18 protein-coding genes are annotated in these 18,020 nt (G+C 64.1%); 9 read left to right on the forward strand and 9 right to left on the reverse strand.

From position 1 onward, the window contains the following. Positions 1 to 32: 32 nt before the first annotated feature. Entirely contained in the window at positions 33 to 521 is a 489-nt protein-coding gene (locus LWF01_RS13705; RefSeq protein WP_349637923.1) for a GNAT family N-acetyltransferase, read from the forward strand. 317 nt (positions 522 to 838) lie between these two features. On the opposite strand, the gene LWF01_RS13710 is transcribed toward LWF01_RS13705, so the two are convergent. Beyond that, positions 839 to 2,029, reverse strand: a complete 1,191-nt coding sequence (locus LWF01_RS13710) for a MarP family serine protease (RefSeq protein WP_349637924.1) — start codon at positions 2,027 to 2,029, stop codon at positions 839 to 841. 186 nt (positions 2,030 to 2,215) lie between these two features. Here LWF01_RS13710 and LWF01_RS13715 point away from each other — a divergent pair, with 186 nt between their 5' ends. The 6 genes from LWF01_RS13715 to LWF01_RS13740 all read left to right on the forward strand — a co-directional run bounded on the left by LWF01_RS13715 (position 2,216) and on the right by LWF01_RS13740 (position 9,257). Next, entirely contained in the window at positions 2,216 to 2,632 is a 417-nt protein-coding gene (locus tag LWF01_RS13715; RefSeq protein WP_349637925.1) for an Lrp/AsnC family transcriptional regulator, read from the forward strand. A 148-nt stretch (positions 2,633 to 2,780) separates the two neighbouring features. After that, the gene (gene pdhA / locus LWF01_RS13720; RefSeq protein ID WP_349637926.1) at positions 2,781 to 3,896 is read left to right on the forward strand and encodes a pyruvate dehydrogenase (acetyl-transferring) E1 component subunit alpha; all 1,116 of its coding nucleotides are present in this window, start codon (positions 2,781 to 2,783) and stop codon (positions 3,894 to 3,896) included. Next, positions 3,893 to 4,930: an alpha-ketoacid dehydrogenase subunit beta gene (locus LWF01_RS13725; RefSeq protein WP_349637927.1), complete on the forward strand. Its 1,038-nt coding sequence runs from the start codon at positions 3,893 to 3,895 to the stop codon at positions 4,928 to 4,930. Before pdhA ends, LWF01_RS13725 begins: the two co-directional genes overlap by 4 nt. Then, the gene (locus LWF01_RS13730) at positions 4,927 to 6,474 is read left to right on the forward strand and encodes a dihydrolipoamide acetyltransferase family protein (RefSeq protein ID WP_349637928.1); all 1,548 of its coding nucleotides are present in this window, start codon (positions 4,927 to 4,929) and stop codon (positions 6,472 to 6,474) included. The genes LWF01_RS13725 and LWF01_RS13730 overlap by 4 nt, the downstream gene beginning before the upstream one ends. 118 nt (positions 6,475 to 6,592) lie before the next feature. Continuing rightward, the gene (gene hisC / locus LWF01_RS13735; protein ID WP_349637929.1) at positions 6,593 to 7,672 is read left to right on the forward strand and encodes a histidinol-phosphate transaminase; all 1,080 of its coding nucleotides are present in this window, start codon (positions 6,593 to 6,595) and stop codon (positions 7,670 to 7,672) included. Between the two features lie 100 nt (positions 7,673 to 7,772). Beyond that, complete coding sequence (locus LWF01_RS13740; RefSeq protein ID WP_349637930.1) at positions 7,773 to 9,257, forward strand: amino acid permease; 1,485 nt, start codon at positions 7,773 to 7,775, stop codon at positions 9,255 to 9,257. Between the two features lie 106 nt (positions 9,258 to 9,363). Here LWF01_RS13740 and LWF01_RS13745 read toward each other — a convergent pair whose 3' ends face one another. Both LWF01_RS13745 and LWF01_RS13750 read right to left on the reverse strand, forming a co-directional pair. Continuing rightward, positions 9,364 to 10,881 (reverse strand): PrsW family intramembrane metalloprotease, encoded by a 1,518-nt coding sequence (locus LWF01_RS13745; RefSeq protein ID WP_349637931.1) that lies wholly within the window; start codon positions 10,879 to 10,881, stop codon positions 9,364 to 9,366. Between the two features lie 67 nt (positions 10,882 to 10,948). Further along, positions 10,949 to 11,806, reverse strand: a complete 858-nt coding sequence (locus LWF01_RS13750; RefSeq protein ID WP_349637932.1) for an alpha/beta fold hydrolase — start codon at positions 11,804 to 11,806, stop codon at positions 10,949 to 10,951. A 44-nt stretch (positions 11,807 to 11,850) separates the two neighbouring features. Between LWF01_RS13750 and LWF01_RS13755 the strand changes: the two genes are divergently transcribed. Next, positions 11,851 to 12,408, forward strand: a complete 558-nt coding sequence (locus LWF01_RS13755; RefSeq protein ID WP_349637933.1) for a CGNR zinc finger domain-containing protein — start codon at positions 11,851 to 11,853, stop codon at positions 12,406 to 12,408. 26 nt (positions 12,409 to 12,434) lie between these two features. On the opposite strand, the gene LWF01_RS13760 is transcribed toward LWF01_RS13755, so the two are convergent. The 6 genes from LWF01_RS13760 to paaA all read right to left on the reverse strand — a co-directional run bounded on the left by LWF01_RS13760 (position 12,435) and on the right by paaA (position 17,143). Continuing rightward, entirely contained in the window at positions 12,435 to 13,223 is a 789-nt protein-coding gene (locus tag LWF01_RS13760; protein WP_349637934.1) for an enoyl-CoA hydratase/isomerase family protein, read from the reverse strand. Positions 13,224 to 13,291: 68 nt separating this feature from the next. Beyond that, positions 13,292 to 14,422 carry a 1,2-phenylacetyl-CoA epoxidase subunit PaaE gene (gene paaE / locus LWF01_RS13765; RefSeq protein WP_349637935.1) on the reverse strand — a complete coding sequence of 377 codons (1,131 nt, stop codon included), beginning with the start codon at positions 14,420 to 14,422 and terminating at the stop codon, positions 13,292 to 13,294. After that, on the reverse strand, positions 14,423 to 14,923 hold the full coding sequence (gene paaD, locus LWF01_RS13770) for a 1,2-phenylacetyl-CoA epoxidase subunit PaaD (RefSeq protein ID WP_349637936.1): 501 nt from the start codon (positions 14,921 to 14,923) through the stop codon (positions 14,423 to 14,425). Positions 14,924 to 14,925: 2 nt separating this feature from the next. Further along, positions 14,926 to 15,816 carry a 1,2-phenylacetyl-CoA epoxidase subunit PaaC gene (gene paaC / locus LWF01_RS13775; protein ID WP_349637937.1) on the reverse strand — a complete coding sequence of 297 codons (891 nt, stop codon included), beginning with the start codon at positions 15,814 to 15,816 and terminating at the stop codon, positions 14,926 to 14,928. After that, positions 15,813 to 16,112 (reverse strand): 1,2-phenylacetyl-CoA epoxidase subunit PaaB, encoded by a 300-nt coding sequence (paaB, locus tag LWF01_RS13780; RefSeq protein WP_349637938.1) that lies wholly within the window; start codon positions 16,110 to 16,112, stop codon positions 15,813 to 15,815. Before paaB ends, paaC begins: the two co-directional genes overlap by 4 nt. A gap of 95 nt (positions 16,113 to 16,207) precedes the next feature. Continuing rightward, the gene (gene paaA / locus LWF01_RS13785) at positions 16,208 to 17,143 is read right to left on the reverse strand and encodes a 1,2-phenylacetyl-CoA epoxidase subunit PaaA (RefSeq protein ID WP_349640932.1); all 936 of its coding nucleotides are present in this window, start codon (positions 17,141 to 17,143) and stop codon (positions 16,208 to 16,210) included. Between the two features lie 384 nt (positions 17,144 to 17,527). Here paaA and paaI point away from each other — a divergent pair, with 384 nt between their 5' ends. Beyond that, positions 17,528 to 17,998, forward strand: coding sequence for a hydroxyphenylacetyl-CoA thioesterase PaaI (gene paaI / locus LWF01_RS13790; RefSeq protein ID WP_432761963.1), 471 nt, complete (start codon positions 17,528 to 17,530; stop codon positions 17,996 to 17,998). Positions 17,999 to 18,020: the final 22 nt, after the last annotated feature.

Raw genomic sequence — 18,020 nt, forward strand, 5'->3', positions numbered from 1 at the left:
GCGAAGTTGTAGGAGAATGGAATACTGTGCTAATGACCACTACGACATCAGCACGGCTGCGCCGCGCCACGATTGACGACATCCCGGGCATCCTCGGATTGATCCACGAGCTCGCTGTCTATGAAAAAGAGCCGGACGCGGTCAATACCACCGAGGAGGACCTTCGAAAGGCCCTGTTCGGCGCAGACCCGGCGGCGTTTGCCCACGTCGTAGAGGTCGATGGCGAGCCAGTTGCGATGGCACTGTGGTTTCTCAACTTCTCCACCTGGGAGGGCGTACACGGGATCTATCTGGAGGACCTGTTCGTCAAGCCGGAACATCGCGGCGCAGGCTACGGGAAACTCTTGCTGAAGACTCTCGCCGAGCTCTGCGTCGAACGCGGCTACGCGCGGCTCGAGTGGAGCGTTCTGAACTGGAACGAGCCATCGATCGGCTTCTACAAGTCGTTGGGTGCCGTGCCACAGGACGAATGGACGACATTCCGACTGACCGGCGACTCACTGACAAGTCTCGGCAGCTAGGAGCTGATCCGCGCGGTTGGTCGTCGCTTCGGACCGCGAGGTGCCGGCACAAACCGCGAGGTGCTGGTCAGACCGCGAGTTCATACGCTCGCGGTCTGACCAGAAGTTCCGGTTCTGCGGCGAGCTGCCGCCCTACTAGCTCATGAGATCCAGTTTCCACTCGCACTGTCAAAAATTCTTGACATCGCCCCGAAACCCTCAAATGTCAAGCATTCTAAACACTGACGCTCAGTGCTGACATGTCCGAACTCAGATGGAATGGCGCGCATCCCTCGAAACGGCGAGAGGGGCCGGCGGCATAAGGCCCTCCGCAACCGCTAGGCCACGCTGCAGGCGCCGGTAGACACTTCCTCGGATCCTTTGCCCTCATTCAGGACCGGGGCGATTTCGTCCATCGTCAACGCGTACCCGGTGCTGTCGTCAGCGGCCGACTTGGCGAAAACGAGTCCGACAACGTCTCCCGAGGCGTCCAGCATCGGACCACCGGAGTTTCCTGGCCGTACGATTCCGCGAAGTGAATAGATCTCGCGGACCACGGTTTCCTTGTTATAGATGTCCAGGCCACGAGCCATTATGGTCTCGCGAACCCGGGACGGGGACAGCGTGTACGGGCCGTCGTTCGGGAAGCCGGCAACGACAGCCGAGTCGCCGGTATCCAACTCAGTTCCCACGGTCAGCGGCTCGGCCGGCAGCTCGTCAACCTTGAGCACGGCAACGTCGCGCGCGGCATCGAAGGCAACGACATCTGCTCGATAGGCCTCACCGACCCCGCCGACCTGCACGATCATCTTCTCGGCACCGGCAACGACGTGGGCGTTGGTGACAACTCGCCGGTCGGACATCACCCAGCCGCTGCCTTCCGTTGCCGCGCCACATCGCTGCGACTCACCGTAGATCTTCACGATGCTGTCCTCGGCGCCACGGACACCCTCGACCGCTCCGGCGTCGGGCGCATCGATTGAACGGATCTGTTCCGGCTGCCCGCTGAAGACGCTCGGGAACCCGGAGGCTTCTAGCACTTCGCCGACCTGGCCGAGCACCTGTGCGGATGGCAGCGGGATCGCGCGGTCAAGTCCGGCGACCGCGCGGGATGACGCGACCCAGGAGTTCGGTGCGACGTAGGGCGTCGTGCGGATGAAGCCAGCCGCCAACCACACAACGAGGCATGCGGCCAGCAGGCTGGCCAGCACGCCACCGACCGAATCCAGGCCGCGGACCACTCCATCGCCGAGCGACGCCCGAATCCGCACCCCGAGCATGTAGCCGAGGGTCTGAACGACGAAGCCTGCGATCAGCACCACGACCAGTCCGAACAGCGGCTTCCACTGAGATGAAAGCATGTCGTGGTCCTGCAGCCATGCGGTGGATGCGGGCAGCGCCGCGCTTGCAAGCCAGATGCCCGCAATGAAGCCGATCAGGCTAAGCACCCCGACGAGGGCACCCCTGCGCCAGCCACCGATGGCAACAAGAACAGCCACGATAAGCAGCACTATGTCGACGAAACTCATGCCTTGTAGTTTGCAGTATCAACCTGAGCAATCCCCGCGAAATCTGGACGACGAACCAGTGAGCCGGGTCACCCGAGGCAATGGTTCGGACAACCTAGACTGTATTCACGCAATCAATGCTCGGAGGACACCATTAGCAGCCAGGCACGGCCCATCGACGACACCGATCGCCGAATCGTTGCCGAGTTGAGCCGGGATGCGCGCCTGTCGGTCCGCCAGCTTGCAGAGCGGGTGCATGTGTCCCGCACCGCCGCCCATACCCGGCTGCAGAACCTGACGGATACCGGCGTGATCACCGGTTTCGCCGCGCAGGTCAATCGCAAGGCCCTCGGCCTGCACATTTCCGCCGTCGTCGTGGTCAAGGTCGGCGACGTGCCCTGGCCCGAGATAAGCAGCGAACTGGCCGCTTTACCGTTCGTTGAGAAGGTCCAGGCTGTGAGCGGAGACGTCGACGCCCTCGTCACGGTGAATGCCCCGGACCACGACCAGCTCTCCCAGGTGATTCTGCGCAAGATCCACGAGGTGCACGGCGTACTGTCCACCCGATCGCTGCTCATCCTCGAGGAAATTCCAGGCACCGTTCCCGGCACCGCGGGGCAGTAGATCGCGGCTCGCCAGTCCGGGACAAATGGCGTCTTTCCTTCGGAAAGCGACGGACAAATGGCACCTATTTCCGCAGGCTAACTACCATCTGTCGCAGACCCGTTCCACAGGCTGGAAAGATGACCTGGGTCACGTTCATTATGAGGGTATGAGTGTCCATATTGAGCGCAATGAAGCGCCAGTGCTACCGCAGGCAACACCCCTGACATTGATCAACGACACGGGTCATGCGGTGGCCGGCGACGGCACCGGCGGTTTCGAGCTCCCCGAGCCTGAGATCCTGAAGTCGCTGTATCGCCGGATGGTGGTGGCCCGTCGTTTCGACACCCAGGTCACCGCGCTGACCCGCCAGGGCCGGCTAGCGACGTATCCCTCAGCCCTCGGCCAGGAAGCCTGCGAGATCGGCAGCGTTATGGCGCTGCGCACCAGCGACTGGCTTTTTCCCACCTACCGGGACACCATCGCGTTGCTGACCCGCGGCATCAGCCCGGCAGACATCCTTGAGGCCTTCCGCGGCGACTGGCACTCGGGCTATGACCCGAAGGCGCATCGCACCGCTCCGGCCGCAACTCCGCTGGCGACCCAGGCACTGCACGCGGTCGGCCTTGGCACCGCTGCCCGGTTGAAGGGCGACAACACGGTTGCGCTGACGTTCCTCGGTGACGGCGCAACCAGCGAAGGCGACGCGCATGAGGCCTTCAACTTCGCCGCAGTGTGGCAGGCACCGGTGATCTTCATGGTGCAGAACAATCAGTTCGCCATCTCGGTGCCCCTGAAGAAGCAAACGCACGCCCGGATGCTGGCCGATAAGGCCGTCGGCTACGGCATGCCCGGCTATCGCGTCGACGGCAACGATGCCGCCGCCGTTTACGCCGTCGTCTCCGCCGCTGTCGAACGCGCCCGTTCGGGGCACGGCCCAACGCTCATCGAGGGCTTGACCTACCGGATCGAGGCGCACACCAACTCGGACGACCCGAGCCGATATCGAAGCAACGACGATGTGCTTGCCTGGAAGGCCCGCGACCCGATCGAGCGCCTGGAAAAGTACCTGGTGTCGCAAAACCTGCTGTCGGAGGACGACCGGAGCGCCATCGCCGCCGAAGCCGAGAGCCTTGCCGGCGACATCCGGGACGCAATGAACGCCGAGGTGGAAATCGACCCGCTGTCCCTCTTCGACCACGTCTACGCGGAACCGCGTCCGGCCCTGCTCGAGCAGCGCCAGTTCCTCGCGGACGAGCTTTCTGCAAGCGAGGACAAGTCATGAGCGCGCCAACCCATACCGCCCCTGGCGAGGCGGATAGCACAGTGGAACAGACCGCACCGAAGCCGACGACCATGACGGCAGCGCTCAACCAGGCACTGCGGGACGAGCTCGCGGCGGACCCAGATGTCGTCATCTTCGGTGAGGATGTCGGACCGCTCGGTGGCGTCTTCCGGATCACCGACAGGCTGCAGGCCGAGTTCGGCGACGACAGGGTGTGGGATTCTCCGCTCGCGGAGGCCGGCATCATCGGCACCGCCATCGGCATGGCGATGTACGGCATGCGGCCGGTGGTGGAGATGCAGTTCGACGCCTTCAGCTTCCCCGCGTTCGAACAGATCGTCTCGCACCTGGCCAAGGAACGAAATCGCACCAAGGGGCGACTGAGCATGCCGATCGTGGTGCGCATCCCTTGCGCCGGCGGCATCGGCGGCGTGGAGCATCATTCGGATTCCTCAGAGGCCTACTGGATCCACACCCCGGGACTGACGGTTGTCACGCCATCCAATCCGGCAGACGCCTACTCAATGTTGCGTGAGGCGATCCGCTCCGACGACCCGGTAATCTTCATGGAGCCGAAGAGCCGTTACTGGTCGAAGGACACCCTGAGTCTTCCGGTACAGACTGCGCCGATGACGAAGGCCAGCGTTGTCCAGGAGGGCAGCGACGTAACCCTGCTGAGCTATGGCCCGACTGTCAAGACCGCGCTCGAGGCGGCACGACTCGGCGAGGGAGAGGGGCTGTCGGTTGAGGTCATCGACCTGCGATCGCTGTCACCCTTCGACGATGAAACAGTAAGCGCTTCGGTGCGAAAGACCTCCCGGGCCGCCGTGATCCATGAAGCAGCCCAATTCGGCGGCTATGGCGCCGAGGTTGCTGCCCGGGTCACAGAACGGAACTTCTTCCACCTTTCGGCGCCGGTTCTTCGGATCACCGGTTTCGACATTCCATTCCCCTCGCCAAAGCTCGAGGAGTTTCATCTGCCGACCGCGGAACGCGTCCTGGCCGCCCTGGATACCTGGGAGTGGGAAGTATGAGCAAGCAGTTTCTGTTGCCCGACCTGGGTGAGGGCCTGACCGAGGCCGAGATCATCTCCTGGCTGGTGAAGCCGGGCGACTCGGTGAGCATCGACCAGCTCATCGTCGAAGTCGAATCCGCCAAGTCAGTTGTGGAGCTGCCGTGCCCTTTCGCCGGGATCATCGAGGCAGTTCACGTGCAGGCCGGCGAAATGGCCGAAGCCGGCCAGCCACTGGTTACCGTCGGTGATGGCACCGGCGAACGCTCCGACAATGACGGTGGTATCGATGCCGGCGCCGAGGCCCCTGAGGTACTGACAGGCGACGCCCCGGCGACAGCGACAGCTGACGCTGACGGCGGTGTCGACGCCGGCGTCGATGCAGCCGAGCTGGTTCCTGGCACCGCGATCCGGGATACGGAGACCGAAGAAGCGTCCGGAGCCGTGCTGATCGGCTACGGCACCACAACGAGCACTCGAACGATCAAGCGACCGGCAGGCGCTCGTTTCGGCGCCCGCGGACGCCGGTCCGCCGAATCGTCGGGCGCCGCACCGGGAACGGCAGGCGCAGCGTCAACCGCACCGGTGACGGCCCCCTCATCCGACCGCGATTCCCGGCTGGATGTCGACCGCAGTTCCCCGGTGATCTCCCCTATCGTTCGGAAACTTGCGCACTCTCACGGCTTCGAGGCCAGGCACCTGAAGGGCTCCGGACCGGGAGACCTGGTGACGCGCGCCGATGTCGAAAGCTACATCGCGGAGCAGAAGACGGCCGGACCGGCGCCAGCGGGCGCAGGCTCAACCGAGTCGGCGCCAGTTAGCTCGGCTCCTGCGGCTGACGCTCCCGCGGCTGACGCCTCCGCAGTTGACGCCTCCGGCGATGTACGCACTAAGATCAGCGGACTGCGCAAGGTGGTCTCCGATCGGCTCAGCCTGTCCCGCCGAGAAATCCCAGAGGCCACAATCTGGCTGGACGTAGACGCCACCGAACTGTTGCGGGCGAAAGACCAGCTGCAGCAGGCCACCGGGGAGCGCTTCAGCGTTATGGCGCTGATCGCCCGCTTCGTTGTGGCCGGACTGCGGCGTCATCCGATTCTCAACTCGTCCATCGACACTGTGACAAACGAGATCGTTCAGCACGGCAGAATCAACCTCGGCCTGGCTGCGCAGACTCCCCGAGGGCTGATGGTTCCCGTGGTCCGCGATGCCGGCCCGTTGACCACGCGCCAGCTTCGTGATCGCATCGGTGAGCTGGTCTCGGCTTCGGCCAGCGGACATTTTGCGCCGGCACAGCTCAGCGGCGGAACCTTCACGCTGAACAACTACGGAGTGTTCGGCGTGGATGGGTCCGCTGCGATCATCAACCACCCGGAGGCCGCCATCCTCGGCATCGGCCGGATCATGGATCGACCGTGGGTGGTCGACGGGGAACTCGCGGTACGTAAGGTGGTTGTGCTGTCCCTCGCGTTCGACCATCGCGTGTGCGACGGCGAGGAACCGAGCAAGTTCATCAAGTACGTTGCCGGGTGCATCGAAAATCCGATGGCGTTCCTGGCCGATTCTTAAGTCCGCTAGCCGGACAGTCCGCTAGCCGGACAAAGCGGAGCCGGCCGAGGCTCCGATCGGACCAGGCGCGATTCACCGAAGCATCCAGCTCAGACAGATAACGAGGAGACGAAGTCACATGGCGGTACGTGTTCGCCCAGATCTCGCAGGCATCACCGGGTACGTTCCGGGCCGTACCGTACCTGGGGCGGTCAAGCTTGCAAGCAACGAGTCCGGGATCGGGCCGCTGCCGAGCGTGGTGCAGGCGATGGCATCAGCCGGTGAACTGATCAACCGCTACCCGGATAACAACGCGAGCGTGCTGACGGCGAAGCTGGCCGCGAAGTTCGGAGTCGACACCGAACAGATCGTTGTCGGCTGCGGCTCGGTGATGCTGTGCCAGCAGCTGATCCAGGCCACCTGTGCACAGGGACAGAAAGTCGCGTTCGGTTGGCGCTCGTTCGAGGCGTACCCGCTTCTGACCCGGACCGCCGGTGCGGAGCCGCTGATGGTGCCGATCACCGAACAGCAGGCGCTCGACCTGGATGCACTGGCGGACGCCGTGATCGCTGAGGCGGACAATGTCGGTCTCGTGTTTCTGTGCACCCCGAACAATCCGACCGGCACGACCCTGAGCCGCGAGGAGATCAACGGCTTCCTGGCCAAGGTTCCGGGAGACATCACGGTCGTGCTCGATGAGGCCTACCGTGAGTTCGCGACCGATGGCAGCCCCGATGGCACCGAGTTCCTCGTCGATGACAACGGAAATCCGCGGGACAACGTCGTGGTGCTGCGCACTTTTTCAAAGGCCTACGGCCTTGCCGGCCTTCGGGTCGGCTACGCCATCGGTCACCCCGCGCTGCTGAACGCGGTGCGCGCCGTGCACGTGCCGTTCAGCGTGAACTCGCTAGCGCTGGCGGCCGCCGAGGTGTCGTTGGATGCCGAGGACGAGCTGACCGAGCGGGTCGGCACGGTGACCACGGAACGCGCAAGGGTCACCGACGAGCTCAAGGCCCTTGGCCTGCCGGTGACCGAATCGCAGGCGAACTTCGTCTGGCTGGCTCTTGGCGAGGGGACGGCGGCATTCGACGCCTTCATGCAGGAGCACAAGGTCATCGTCCGGGCCTTCGCCGGTGATGGCGCACGGGTCACCATCTCGACGCCTGACGACAACGATGCCTTCCTGCGCGCCATCCGCGACTACGCCGGGCAGGCGTAATCAAGTAGCGGCGGTCGTAGCCAACCGAACAGTAACGGTCCGCGGCTGCTGACCTTCATAACTGAATCACCATGCACAGGCGGCGTTTCCTGCTGCCTAAATGAACAGCATCGAGAAAGAGGAATCAATGGCGATCTCCCATCAAGGTCCGGTACCGGAGACGGGACAGCATGACGGTTCGGCACCGGAGGCAAACCATCTGAGCCACGGCATGAGCACGCGCCAGATCACGATGATGAGCTTGGGCACTGCCATCGGCACCGGGCTGTTCGTCGGTTCGGCGGCCGGGATCGGCATCGCGGGACCGGCGATCGTGATTTCCTACGCAATCGCCGGTGTCCTACTGATCTTCGTGATGCGAATGCTCGGCGAGATGGCCGCCGCTCACCCAAGCTCGGGCTCATTCTCGACCTATGCCGAGAAAGCCCTTGGCAAGGCCGGCGGGGCGACCATCGGCTGGGTCTGGTGGTTCCAGATGATGATGGTGGCCGCGATCGAGTCCGTCGTGGCCGGCGGATTCCTGGCCGGCTGGACCGGCCTGCCCCAGTGGTTGATGACGCTCGTCATTCTGCTGGCATTCACCGGAGTCAACATGTTCCAGGTCTCGCGTTTCGGCGAACTGGAGTTCTGGTTCGCCTCGATCAAGGTCGCGGCTGTTATCGCATTCCTGGTGATCGGCATCGTCGCGGTGGCCGGCCTGATCGGCCCCGGATCGCCTGGGCTGACGAACATCTCGGAGCACGGCGGCGTGTTCCCCAACGGCGTGACCGGTATGTTCGCCGGCCTGCTCGCGGTGATCTTCTCCTTCGGTGGCATCGAGGTGGTTGCTCTGGCCGCCGCGGAATCCAACGATCCCGGCCGCAATATCCAGAAGGCCGTTCGCAACGTAGTCTGGCGCATCCTGCTGTTCTACGTCGGCTCGATGGCGATCATGGTGCTCGTCCTGCCGTGGAACTCATTCGATGCCGGCGACGATTCGCCTGGCCCCTTTGTTCAGGTGCTGAGCCAAATCGGTCTGCCATACGCCGATATCATCATGCAGATCATCATCATGGTGTCGCTGCTCTCCGCGCTGAACGCGACCCTCTACGCCGCCAGCCGGATGGCTTACTCGCTGTCCAGCCGCGGGCAGGCTCCTCGGCTACTGCAAAAGGTTGGCACGAATGGCGTGCCTCGGGTCGCCGTCGTTGCCTCGTCGCTTGTCGGCCTCGTCGTGGTCCTGCTGTCGTTCTTCGGCCAGCAGGTGTTCATGAGCCTGTTGTCGGCGGTCGGGTCGACGCTTATCATTCTGTTCTGCACAGTGACGATCTCGCACATCATTCTGCGGCGGCGTTATGAAAGCAGCGGCGACACCCGGGAGCTGCCGTTCAAGATGTGGGCCTTCCCGTATCTGTCCTGGATCACCCTCGGCGCGCTACTGCTGATCATCGCCATGCTGCTGGCCAACTCCGCGACCCGAGCGCCGCTGCTGATGCTGCTGGCGATCACGGCGGTAATCGCACTGTGCTGCGTCTGGCACAACCGTGGCAACAACAAGTCGCCGTTGGGAAACACGCTGTTCCCACCTGAGGATTCGAGCCGGTAGCTGCCCGTGCGTCCGGCGGCGGATGCCGTGCTCCCGGTGCCGGACGGCGCTCGGCCCGAGCGCCGGGCGCCGGCGCGGCGCTCACAAGCCGTGCCCAGGCGGCGGATCAGACCCGTACCAGGTAACCGGCGTTCACTCGGGCAAATAGCTGCTGGCGATCCGCCGAAAGCTGGTCGAGAAGCCTGCGCTCCTCGATCTGCACCGTCTGTTTGGCCCTGCCGCCAAGCAGACGCTGGCGGACGAAAGCCAGTTCCGCAGCGGTATGGATGAACTTTTTCATAACCTGCTTGCCGCCGGGATAGCGATCAGCCCATTTCTTGCCCTGGCTGCGACCGGCCCAGGTGCCGAGCATATCGACCTCCTGGTGGGTCAGCCAGCCGACATTGGCGTACTCGCCGAGGCGGACCCTGGTGAGCTTCGACTCGCTGCGCATCAGCACGATGATGACCGAAACCCAGGCAACGAAGATCGGGAACAAAATCAGGCAGTAGAGCAACAACATCGCCATCTCGTCCTGGGCAAACGTCGCGATTCCGTTCCACAGGGCATGCAGCAGCATTGCCGGAATGAGCCCTAGGAAGAAGAAGCCGATTGCACCCAAGGGACCGGTCTTTCTGGCTGCTATTCCGAGGAAAATGCCGGTCATCGACGTGTACATGGCATGACCGAACAAGCCGAAACCACCGCGCAGGATCGCATTGATGAAGAGTCCACCGACGCCACCCTGAGCGAGCGAATCCGAGAAGTACAAGATGTTCTCGGTGAAGGCGAAGCCAGCGCCGACCAGCATGCCGTACACCAGCCCGTCGAGGGGGCCGTTGAAGTACTTCCGCCCGGCTAGTAGGAGGATCAGCAGCCCGAGGCCCTTCGCGAATTCCTCCAGCATCGGCGCCTCGATCACCGCACTGTACACATCGCTCGCGGCATACTGGCCACCGCTCGCGACGGCGACGGCAACCATTCGCGCCACTCCGATGACCATGGTGATGACGACCGAGGCAACGCCACCCCACAGCACCGCGATAATCAAGGCGAGTTTGGGCTGCGGATGCCACATGTCGATCAGCAGCACGGAGCAGATGATCAACGACAGTGGAACGAGGGCGACGATCATCGTGCCGATGAACGAGGCGGGTCCGAGCGCCAAAGCCAGCAACGCCGAGATGACGACCGCACCGAGGCCGAGCAGTCCGGCCCCGATCCAGGCCAGCACCTTTGCGGTTTCCGTTCTGCGGACAGGCTGTGTCCACACAGCCTGTGCCTGCGGAGCCATCGGCGCGTGCACCCGAAACTGCTGCTGCGTGTGCACCGGAACGGCATAAAGCCGGGGCTGTGAATACTGCACCTGCCTGGGCTCCTGCTGAAACTGTGGCTGCGCGTGCTGGGGTGCCTGACGGAAGTGCGGCTGGGGCTGGTACTGCTGGGGTGGAACCCCGTGTGGCTGGGCCGGGAGCTGCTGTGGCTGAAACTGCTGCGGGGCGGGCCGGGCCTGCGGCGCGGGCTGCTGCGGGAAACCCGGTGGCTGGCCAAATTCTTGTGGCAGGCGATCCGGGGGCATGGGGCCATATGACGGCGGCGCAACCGCCGGTTGCTCGGCGGGAGGGCGAGGCGTATTGCTGGTCATGGAACGACCCTACGTTGAAGTCCTTGACAGTCGCTGAGTCTTGCCAGAACTGCTACATGGCTCCCGCTCAGGAGCGCGCCGTTTCGGTGAGCAGGTAGGCGAGCAACAGCTCGGCAAGCACCAAGGGTTGCTCCTCGGGAAGGAAGTGGCCGCAACCAGCAAGCTCCTGTCCGGAGGCTCGGGGCGCAAACGGCCGCCAGGCGGCGAGGACATCCGTCCCGCCGACGAGTCCTCCCTCTCCCCACAAGAGCTGAGTGGGGATCATGATCTGTCGGCCCGCCTCGAAGTCAGCACTGTCAAGCTCGAGGTCGGGAATCGTCGCACGGTAGTCGTCGAAGCCGGCTCGCAACGCCCCGGGGCGGGAGAACGCGGCCACGTAATGCGGAATCGCTTCCTCTACCGCCGCCCGCTGGACGGCCCAATGCTCGAAGAAGTACCGCAGGTACGCGTCAACATTCGCTCCCACGAGCAGTTCCGGCAGATCGGGCTTCATGTGGAATAGCCAGTGCCAGTACCCGCGTGCCGTCTCGGGAGTGCCGCTGCGGAACGTATGCAGCGTGGGGCAGATGTCCAGCAAGGACAGGTGAGTTAACGCCTCCGGGTAATCAAGGGCGAAACGGTGCGCGACCCGGGCGCCGCGGTCGTGGCCGACCAGCCGGACCGTGTCATAACCAAGCACGGTGACCAGTTCGCGGATGTCCTGGGCCATCCGCGCCTTATCGTATCCGGTGACCGGCTTGTCGCTGAGTCCATACCCGCGCAGGTCGGGAGCTACCACGCGAAAGTGCTCGGCGAGAAGTGGCTCTACCAGCCGCCAGCAGTACGAGGTCTGCGGCCAGCCGTGCAACAACACCACAAGAGGGCCGTCGCCGCCGCTGTCGCGGTAGTTCATGGTCAGGTCGGGTAGCCGTCTCGAAGTCTCCATTCAGCTATCTAACCATCTAAACCGGTTAGTGCAATAATGTCCGCATGGATCACTGGCTTTTCATCGGCGGGGCGACGTGCCTCGACTTCGTCAACACTCTTCGAGACCGTTGGGCGGAGGAGCCTACGGAGACGCTTCGGGAACCAGCTGATTTGGCTGCCTGGTCCGCCGCTGCGGGTGTGGCCGAGACCCTCCTCCCGATCGACGATGGCGATCTCGCTAGGGCAGTTACAGTTCGCGCGGTCCTCTTCCGGCTCCTGACTCAGAGCGACGACATCGGGGCCGCAGACATCGCACTACTCAACAAACTCGCCGCCGCGGCGCCTCGCCCCGTCCTCGGCCGCATCCAGGCAGCAGAGCTCCCCACTGTCCGACCTCCACGCGCCACCACGGCAAACGACATCCTCGGCCTCGTAATTGCGGACGCGCTCGAGCTGCTCGCCGAGCATGGGACTGCGCCCGTGAAGGAATGCGAACATCCACGATGCGGTCTGCGGTACCTCGACGCCTCAAGGGGCGGACGACGGCGTTGGTGCTCAATGCAACGCTGCGGCAACCGTGCCAAGGTGCGGCGCTACGACCGAAACCATGCCTCGGACTGAAGAGTGGTCGGGGCCCCCAGCCGGGCCTAGCGACCCTCGAACTGCGGCGCCCGTTTCTGCTGGAACGCCGCGAAGCCCTCCAGGTAGTCCTTGGTCTGCCGGGCAGCTTCCTGGGCTTCGGCCTCGGCGGTCATCACATCGTGGAGCGGCTGCCGTTGATCGAAGTACAGCTGCGCAAGAGCTTTCGATGCCGCGAAGGCGCGAGTTGGCCCGGTAGCGACCTTTACCGCTGTCGACCTGACCGCATCCAGCAGCTCGGCATCCGGAATCGCGCGCGAAACGAGTCCGTACTCCGCGGCCTGCGTGCCCGAGATCAGCTCGCCGGTGTAGATCAAATCCATTGCGCGGTGGTACCCGAGCCGGTCGACGAAGAACGCGTGGGCACCTGAATCGGGCACAGCGCCGATCGCGCCAAAAGGACTGCCGAACTTCGCGGACTCACCGGCGTAAATCACATCGCAGGCGGCGGCCAGGCCGAACCCGACGCCCAGTGCGGCACCCTGCACCGACGCGAAAGTCGGCACGGCCAGCGATCGGATGGCGCGGATCGCCGGCGCCACCTCGCCGTTCAGAAACCCGAGGGCGTCGTCGGTCCGCGGATCGACCGCAGAGATGTCCCGGCCGGCGCAGAAAACCTTGCCCTCGCCACGCAGGATGACGGCGCGCACCGCGTTCGCTCCTACTGCCGCGGCAATCTCGTCCACCGCCGCTGCGAGCGAGCGCAGGGCCGATTCGTCCACGGCATTACGCTGCGCCGGTCCGTCGAGCACAAGCTCGGCCACGAACCCGTCAATAGTGTGTCGGATCTCGGTCATCTTGCTCCTATCGAAGGACCGGCGCCGGTCGGCCAGTCGCGCGTCGGCTCCGCGTGCGTTCTTCGAACCTACCGGTCGTAGTCGACCTCGACATCGTCGGAGGTCGGAGTGGACTGACAGGTCAGCACGTAACCGGCCTTCAACTCGTCGGGTTCAAGCGCGAAGTTGTCTGCCATGTCCACGGTTCCCTTCACCAGGACGGCCTTGCAGGTTCCGCACACACCGCCGGCGCAGGCAAATGGCACGTCTGCACGCTTGCGCAAGGCTGCGGTCAGGATCGTTTCCGGATCTTCCGCCGGGGTGTCAACGGTCGCGCTCCGGCCATCCAGCCGGAACGTGACATGCCGCTGCGGGCCGGAAGCGGCCTTCTCGCTGACCGGCCGCGGCGTAGAACGGGCCGGAGAGTCCCCGGTGCTGAACAGCTCGAAGTGCACCCGGGCACGGTCCACACCGGCGGCGTCCAAAGTCTTTCGCGAGAGTTCAACCAGCTCAAGCGGGCCGCATAGGAACCACTCGTCGACGGATTCCGGGCGGACGATGTAGTGGAGCAGTTTCTCCAGCTTCGGCGCATCGATCCGGCCGGAGTACAGCTCGGCGTCCCTGCCCTCGCGGGAGAGCACATGGTGCACGTCGAACCTGGCAGGGAACCGGTCTTTCAGGTCCGCGATCTCTTCCAGGAACATCACCTCGGCCGCTGTTCGGTTGGCATAGACCAGGGTGAACCGTGAGTGCGCCGACGTCTGCAGCACCGATTCAGCGAGCGCCATCACGGGGGTGATGCCGCTTCCCGCGACGAGTGCCACGACCCGTCCCGAGCTGTCCGGAGTCGCCGACGATGTGAACGAACCCTGTGGGTTCATCACCTCAAGTGTGTCCCCCGGTTTCAAGGTGGATCGCACGAAGGTCGAGAACAGCCCGCCGTAGGTTTCCTTGACGCCGATCTTCAGTTCGCGACCGTTCGGCACAGCGCACAGGGAATAGCTCCGCCGGATGTCCTGACCATCGACGGTCGCCTTTAACGCGACGTGCTGGCCCGGAATGTACTCGAACTGCTCGGCCAGCTCCGGCGGGATCGTGAAGCTGACTTCAACTGCTTCCGCGGTGAGCTCCCGGATGCCGGAGACAACCAGCGGAAAGAAGCGATGCCGCCGTCGAGCGGGCGGCACCGTCGAAGGTTCCGAGAAGGAGATGCCGTTCATCTAATGCACCTTGAAGTAGTCGAAGGGTTCGCGGCATGCGCGGCAGCGGTAGAGGGCTTTGCAGGCTGTGGAACCGAACCGGGTCAGTTCCTCGGTGTTAAGTGAGCCGCACAACGGGCACTTGACGCTGAGCGTCAGCGGAATCGGCCCCTCGTTCATCGTCGACTTCCCACTTGGCGGAGCTATGCCGTACTCCTCAAGCTTTCGCTTGCCCTCGACGCTCATCCAGTCGGTGCTCCACGCAGGGCTGAGCACGGTGCGCACCTCCGCGTCGTCTACTCCGTGGTCGGCAAGCACTCGCATGATGTCGGCGCGGATCGCATCGACCGCAGGACAGCCGGAATAGGTCGGCGTGATGGTCACGACGATCCGGCCTGACTCGGCGTCCACATCGATATCGCGCAGGATGCCGAGGTCCTCGATGCTCAGGACAGGCACCTCGGGATCCGGCACCGCTGCAATCAGTTCGCGCAAATCCTGGGCGCTCAGCGTCACGGTCATCGCTACCACGTCGCTCCGGGATGGGCGCGGCCCAGCACCTGCATTTCGGCCAGAATGTAGCCCAGGTGCTGGGAATGCTGACCCCAGCGGCCCCGCGCCATCGCGGCGGGCGCCTCGGGTCGCTCAAGCGCGGCTTCTTCGAGCACAGCGGCAAGAGCGGAATCGAACGAGCCGCGGCGGGCGGCGATATCGACGGCCACCCCACGGTCGATCAGCTCCTCGAACGGAGCATTGCTGAACAACTCGTCAAGGTAGGGCCAGCGGCTGGCGAGGGCGGCCTGCATCCGGTCGTGGCTCTCGTCCGTGCCGTCACCCAGCCGAATGGTCCAGGTCGCGGCATGTTCCAGGTGGTAGCGGACTTCCTTGATTGCCTTGGCGGCAACGGCTGCCAGGAACGGGTCGGTCGAATTCACCAACTGGCCGAACAGTTCGCGTTGATAGAGCGCGACCAGCAGCAGGCGGGCGATCACCTCCGCGAAGTCGCCATTGGGTTGCTCGACCAGGTGCGACGAAGTGAATTCAGCCTCATCGCGGAAGTACGCCAGTTCGTCCTCCGACCTGCTATCGGACCGTCCGGCGTACTGCAGCAGCGCGCGCGCCTGTCCGAGGTTGTCGAGTCCGATGTTGGCCAGCGCAACGTCTTCCTCCAGCTCCGGCGCCCGGGAGACCAGCTCGCCGAGCCGCTGCGCCAGGATGAGGGCATCGTCGCCGAGCGCGAGCGCGTACCGGGCCGTTTCGGCATCCGGCGAGTCGATTGCCGTGACGTCGATGCCTGGGAGGGCCGCGGCGGGCGCGAGCGGGTCCGCCTGCGGATGCTCGTGCAACTCCTCGTCGGTTATCTGCCGTGCCGCCGGAAGCCCCGCGGATTCCGGCTGCTTGGAACCGGGGTTCATAGGTGCGGCACTCCCTCGGCTCGGGTGTAGAAGGTCGGATGCCGGTACACCTTGTCGGTGGCCGGATCGAAGTAGGCGTCTTTTTCATCCGGATTCGAGGCGACGATTTCGGCCGCTGGCACGACCCAGATGGACACACCCTCTGCGCGGCGGGTGTAAACGTCCCGTCCGTTCTGCAGCGCCAGCTCCGCATCGGGCGCGTGCAGCGATCCAACATGCACATGGGAGAGCCCGCGGGAACTCCGAACGAACACCTCCCACAGCGGCCAGTTGGCGGCTTCGCGAGTTTCACTCATCTTTGTTTCCTTGTGTTCGTGTTGCGTGATGGCGTTGCTGCGTCAGTTCACGGTTCTAGCCACAACCCGGTGAGGTCCCGGTTCGCGCCCTACCCTTACGCCGCGACGGCCTGCTTGGTGCGGGCGGCCTTCTTCGCGGCGTGCGCCACGGCGGCTTCGCGCACCCAGTCGCCGTCCTGGTGCGCCTTGCGGCGGTGCGCGATCCGCTGCGCGTTGCACGGTCCATTGCCCTTCAGCACCTGGTGGAACTCGGTCCAGTCGATTTCGCCGAAATCGTAGTGGCCACGGTCTGGGTTCCAGCTCAGCTCGGGGTCGGGCAACGTCAGGCCGAGCACCTCAACCTGAGGAACGCACATATCCACGAAGCGCTGTCGCAACTCGTCGTTGGAGAAGCGCTTGATCTTCCATTGCATCGACTGCGCGGAATTGGGCGAATCGGCATCGGGCGGGCCGAACATCATCAGGCTCGGCCAGTACCAGCGATCCACGGCTTCCTGCGCCATTTTCTTCTGCGCTTCGGTTCCGTGCGCAAGCTCGTAAAGGATCTCGAAACCTTGCCGCTGGTGGAACGATTCCTCTTTGCAGACCCGGACCATGGCTCGTGCGTAGGGCCCGTACGATGCGCGGCAGAGTGGGACCTGGTTGCAGATCGCCGCGCCGTCGACCAGCCAGCCGATCGCGCCGATATCGGCCCAGGTGGGCGTCGGGTAGTTGAAGATCGAGGAATACTTCGCCTTCCCGGCAAGCAGCTGTTCGGTGAGGTCCTGGCGGTCCACACCGAGAGTCTCAGCAGCGGAGTAAAGGTACAGACCGTGGCCGGCCTCGTCCTGCACCTTCGCCATCAGAATCGACTTGCGCTTCAGGCTCGGCGCGCGGGTAATCCAGTTGCCCTCCGGCTGCATTCCGATGATCTCGGAGTGGGCGTGCTGGGAAATCTGCCGCACCAGCGTCTTGCGATACGCCTCGGGCATCCAATCGCGGGGCTCGATCCGCTGTTCGGCGGCGACAGTAGCGTCGAAGCGTGCCTGCATCTGCTGCTCGTCTGTTTCTGCGTTCTGCGATACGTCCTGCGCGCTCATCGCGAACCTCCTTGTACGACGCTGAGAGCTTGAAGAAAGAACCAGCCGATTAATTACTGACCGATCGTTCATATAATCTATCGCACCCGGGCCGGGCATGACAAGCGATCGCAGCCACCACGGCATCCTCGACCAGTCGCCACGGCATCCTCGACCAGTCGCCACGGCGGTCTGGACCAGCCACCACGGCGGTCTGGACAGGTTGAAGCAACACACCACAGACTGATCTGAAGACAGTTTCTGGCCTGGATCCGGCTAGACGGTTTGACAGTCAGCGCACAGCAAGGTGTATTTTTCGAACAAACGGTCACTTATTCAAAGATCAGCGAGAGGACGATGGTGTCCATCAATAGCAACCCCGCCGTAGGCGCACTGGAGAACACCGGCCCCGAGGCGATGTACGCGGCCGACAGGGCCTCGCAGGCACTGGGAATAACCCTCGATGCCTTCGGCCCCGGTTATGCCCGATGCTCGGTGACGGTGACCGAGACAATGGCCAATGGCCACCTGATAACCCACGGCGGTTACGTCTTCCTGCTTGCCGACACGACCTTCGCCATGGCCTGCAACGAGATTGGTTCGGTCACGGTGGCCTCCGGCGCCGATATCAACTTCCTCAAACCCACGCGGGTTGGAGACCTTCTGGTCGCCGAGGCGCGCGAGGTGGTCCGGCAGGGACGCAGCGGCGTCTACGACGTCCGGATCACCAGTGGGGAATTCGTCATCGCTGAGTTCCGTGGCCGCAGCCGCACCCTGCCTGCGCCGATCGCCGACAGCGGCGTCGATGTCGGAAATGACAGCAAGTAAGCCCGGTCCGCCAGAGGGAAAT

The sequence above is a fragment of the Saxibacter everestensis genome (assembly GCF_025787225.1).
Taxonomy (GTDB): Bacteria; Actinomycetota; Actinomycetes; order Actinomycetales; family Brevibacteriaceae; genus Saxibacter; species Saxibacter everestensis.

What these genes read in the sequence shown, in the direction of transcription:
- paaB (WP_349637938.1), bottom strand. Translation starts at nt 16,112, where the DNA reads ATGAGTGAAACTCGCGAAGCCGCCAACTGGCCGCTGTGGGAGGTGTTC.
- LWF01_RS13755 (WP_349637933.1), top strand. Translation starts at nt 11,851, where the DNA reads ATGGATCACTGGCTTTTCATCGGCGGGGCGACGTGCCTCGACTTCGTC.
- paaA (WP_349640932.1), bottom strand. Translation starts at nt 17,143, where the DNA reads ATGCAGGCACGCTTCGACGCTACTGTCGCCGCCGAACAGCGGATCGAG.
- pdhA (WP_349637926.1), top strand. Translation starts at nt 2,781, where the DNA reads ATGAGTGTCCATATTGAGCGCAATGAAGCGCCAGTGCTACCGCAGGCA.
- paaE (WP_349637935.1), bottom strand. Translation starts at nt 14,422, where the DNA reads ATGAACGGCATCTCCTTCTCGGAACCTTCGACGGTGCCGCCCGCTCGA.
- LWF01_RS13745 (WP_349637931.1), bottom strand. Translation starts at nt 10,881, where the DNA reads ATGACCAGCAATACGCCTCGCCCTCCCGCCGAGCAACCGGCGGTTGCG.
- LWF01_RS13705 (WP_349637923.1), top strand. Translation starts at nt 33, where the DNA reads ATGACCACTACGACATCAGCACGGCTGCGCCGCGCCACGATTGACGAC.
- LWF01_RS13750 (WP_349637932.1), bottom strand. Translation starts at nt 11,806, where the DNA reads ATGGAGACTTCGAGACGGCTACCCGACCTGACCATGAACTACCGCGAC.
- LWF01_RS13760 (WP_349637934.1), bottom strand. Translation starts at nt 13,223, where the DNA reads ATGACCGAGATCCGACACACTATTGACGGGTTCGTGGCCGAGCTTGTG.
- LWF01_RS13725 (WP_349637927.1), top strand. Translation starts at nt 3,893, where the DNA reads ATGAGCGCGCCAACCCATACCGCCCCTGGCGAGGCGGATAGCACAGTG.
- paaC (WP_349637937.1), bottom strand. Translation starts at nt 15,816, where the DNA reads ATGAACCCCGGTTCCAAGCAGCCGGAATCCGCGGGGCTTCCGGCGGCA.
- paaD (WP_349637936.1), bottom strand. Translation starts at nt 14,923, where the DNA reads ATGACCGTGACGCTGAGCGCCCAGGATTTGCGCGAACTGATTGCAGCG.
- LWF01_RS13710 (WP_349637924.1), bottom strand. Translation starts at nt 2,029, where the DNA reads ATGAGTTTCGTCGACATAGTGCTGCTTATCGTGGCTGTTCTTGTTGCC.
- paaI (WP_432761963.1), top strand. Translation starts at nt 17,528, where the DNA reads ATGGTGTCCATCAATAGCAACCCCGCCGTAGGCGCACTGGAGAACACC.
- LWF01_RS13740 (WP_349637930.1), top strand. Translation starts at nt 7,773, where the DNA reads ATGAACAGCATCGAGAAAGAGGAATCAATGGCGATCTCCCATCAAGGT.
- hisC (WP_349637929.1), top strand. Translation starts at nt 6,593, where the DNA reads ATGGCGGTACGTGTTCGCCCAGATCTCGCAGGCATCACCGGGTACGTT.
- LWF01_RS13730 (WP_349637928.1), top strand. Translation starts at nt 4,927, where the DNA reads ATGAGCAAGCAGTTTCTGTTGCCCGACCTGGGTGAGGGCCTGACCGAG.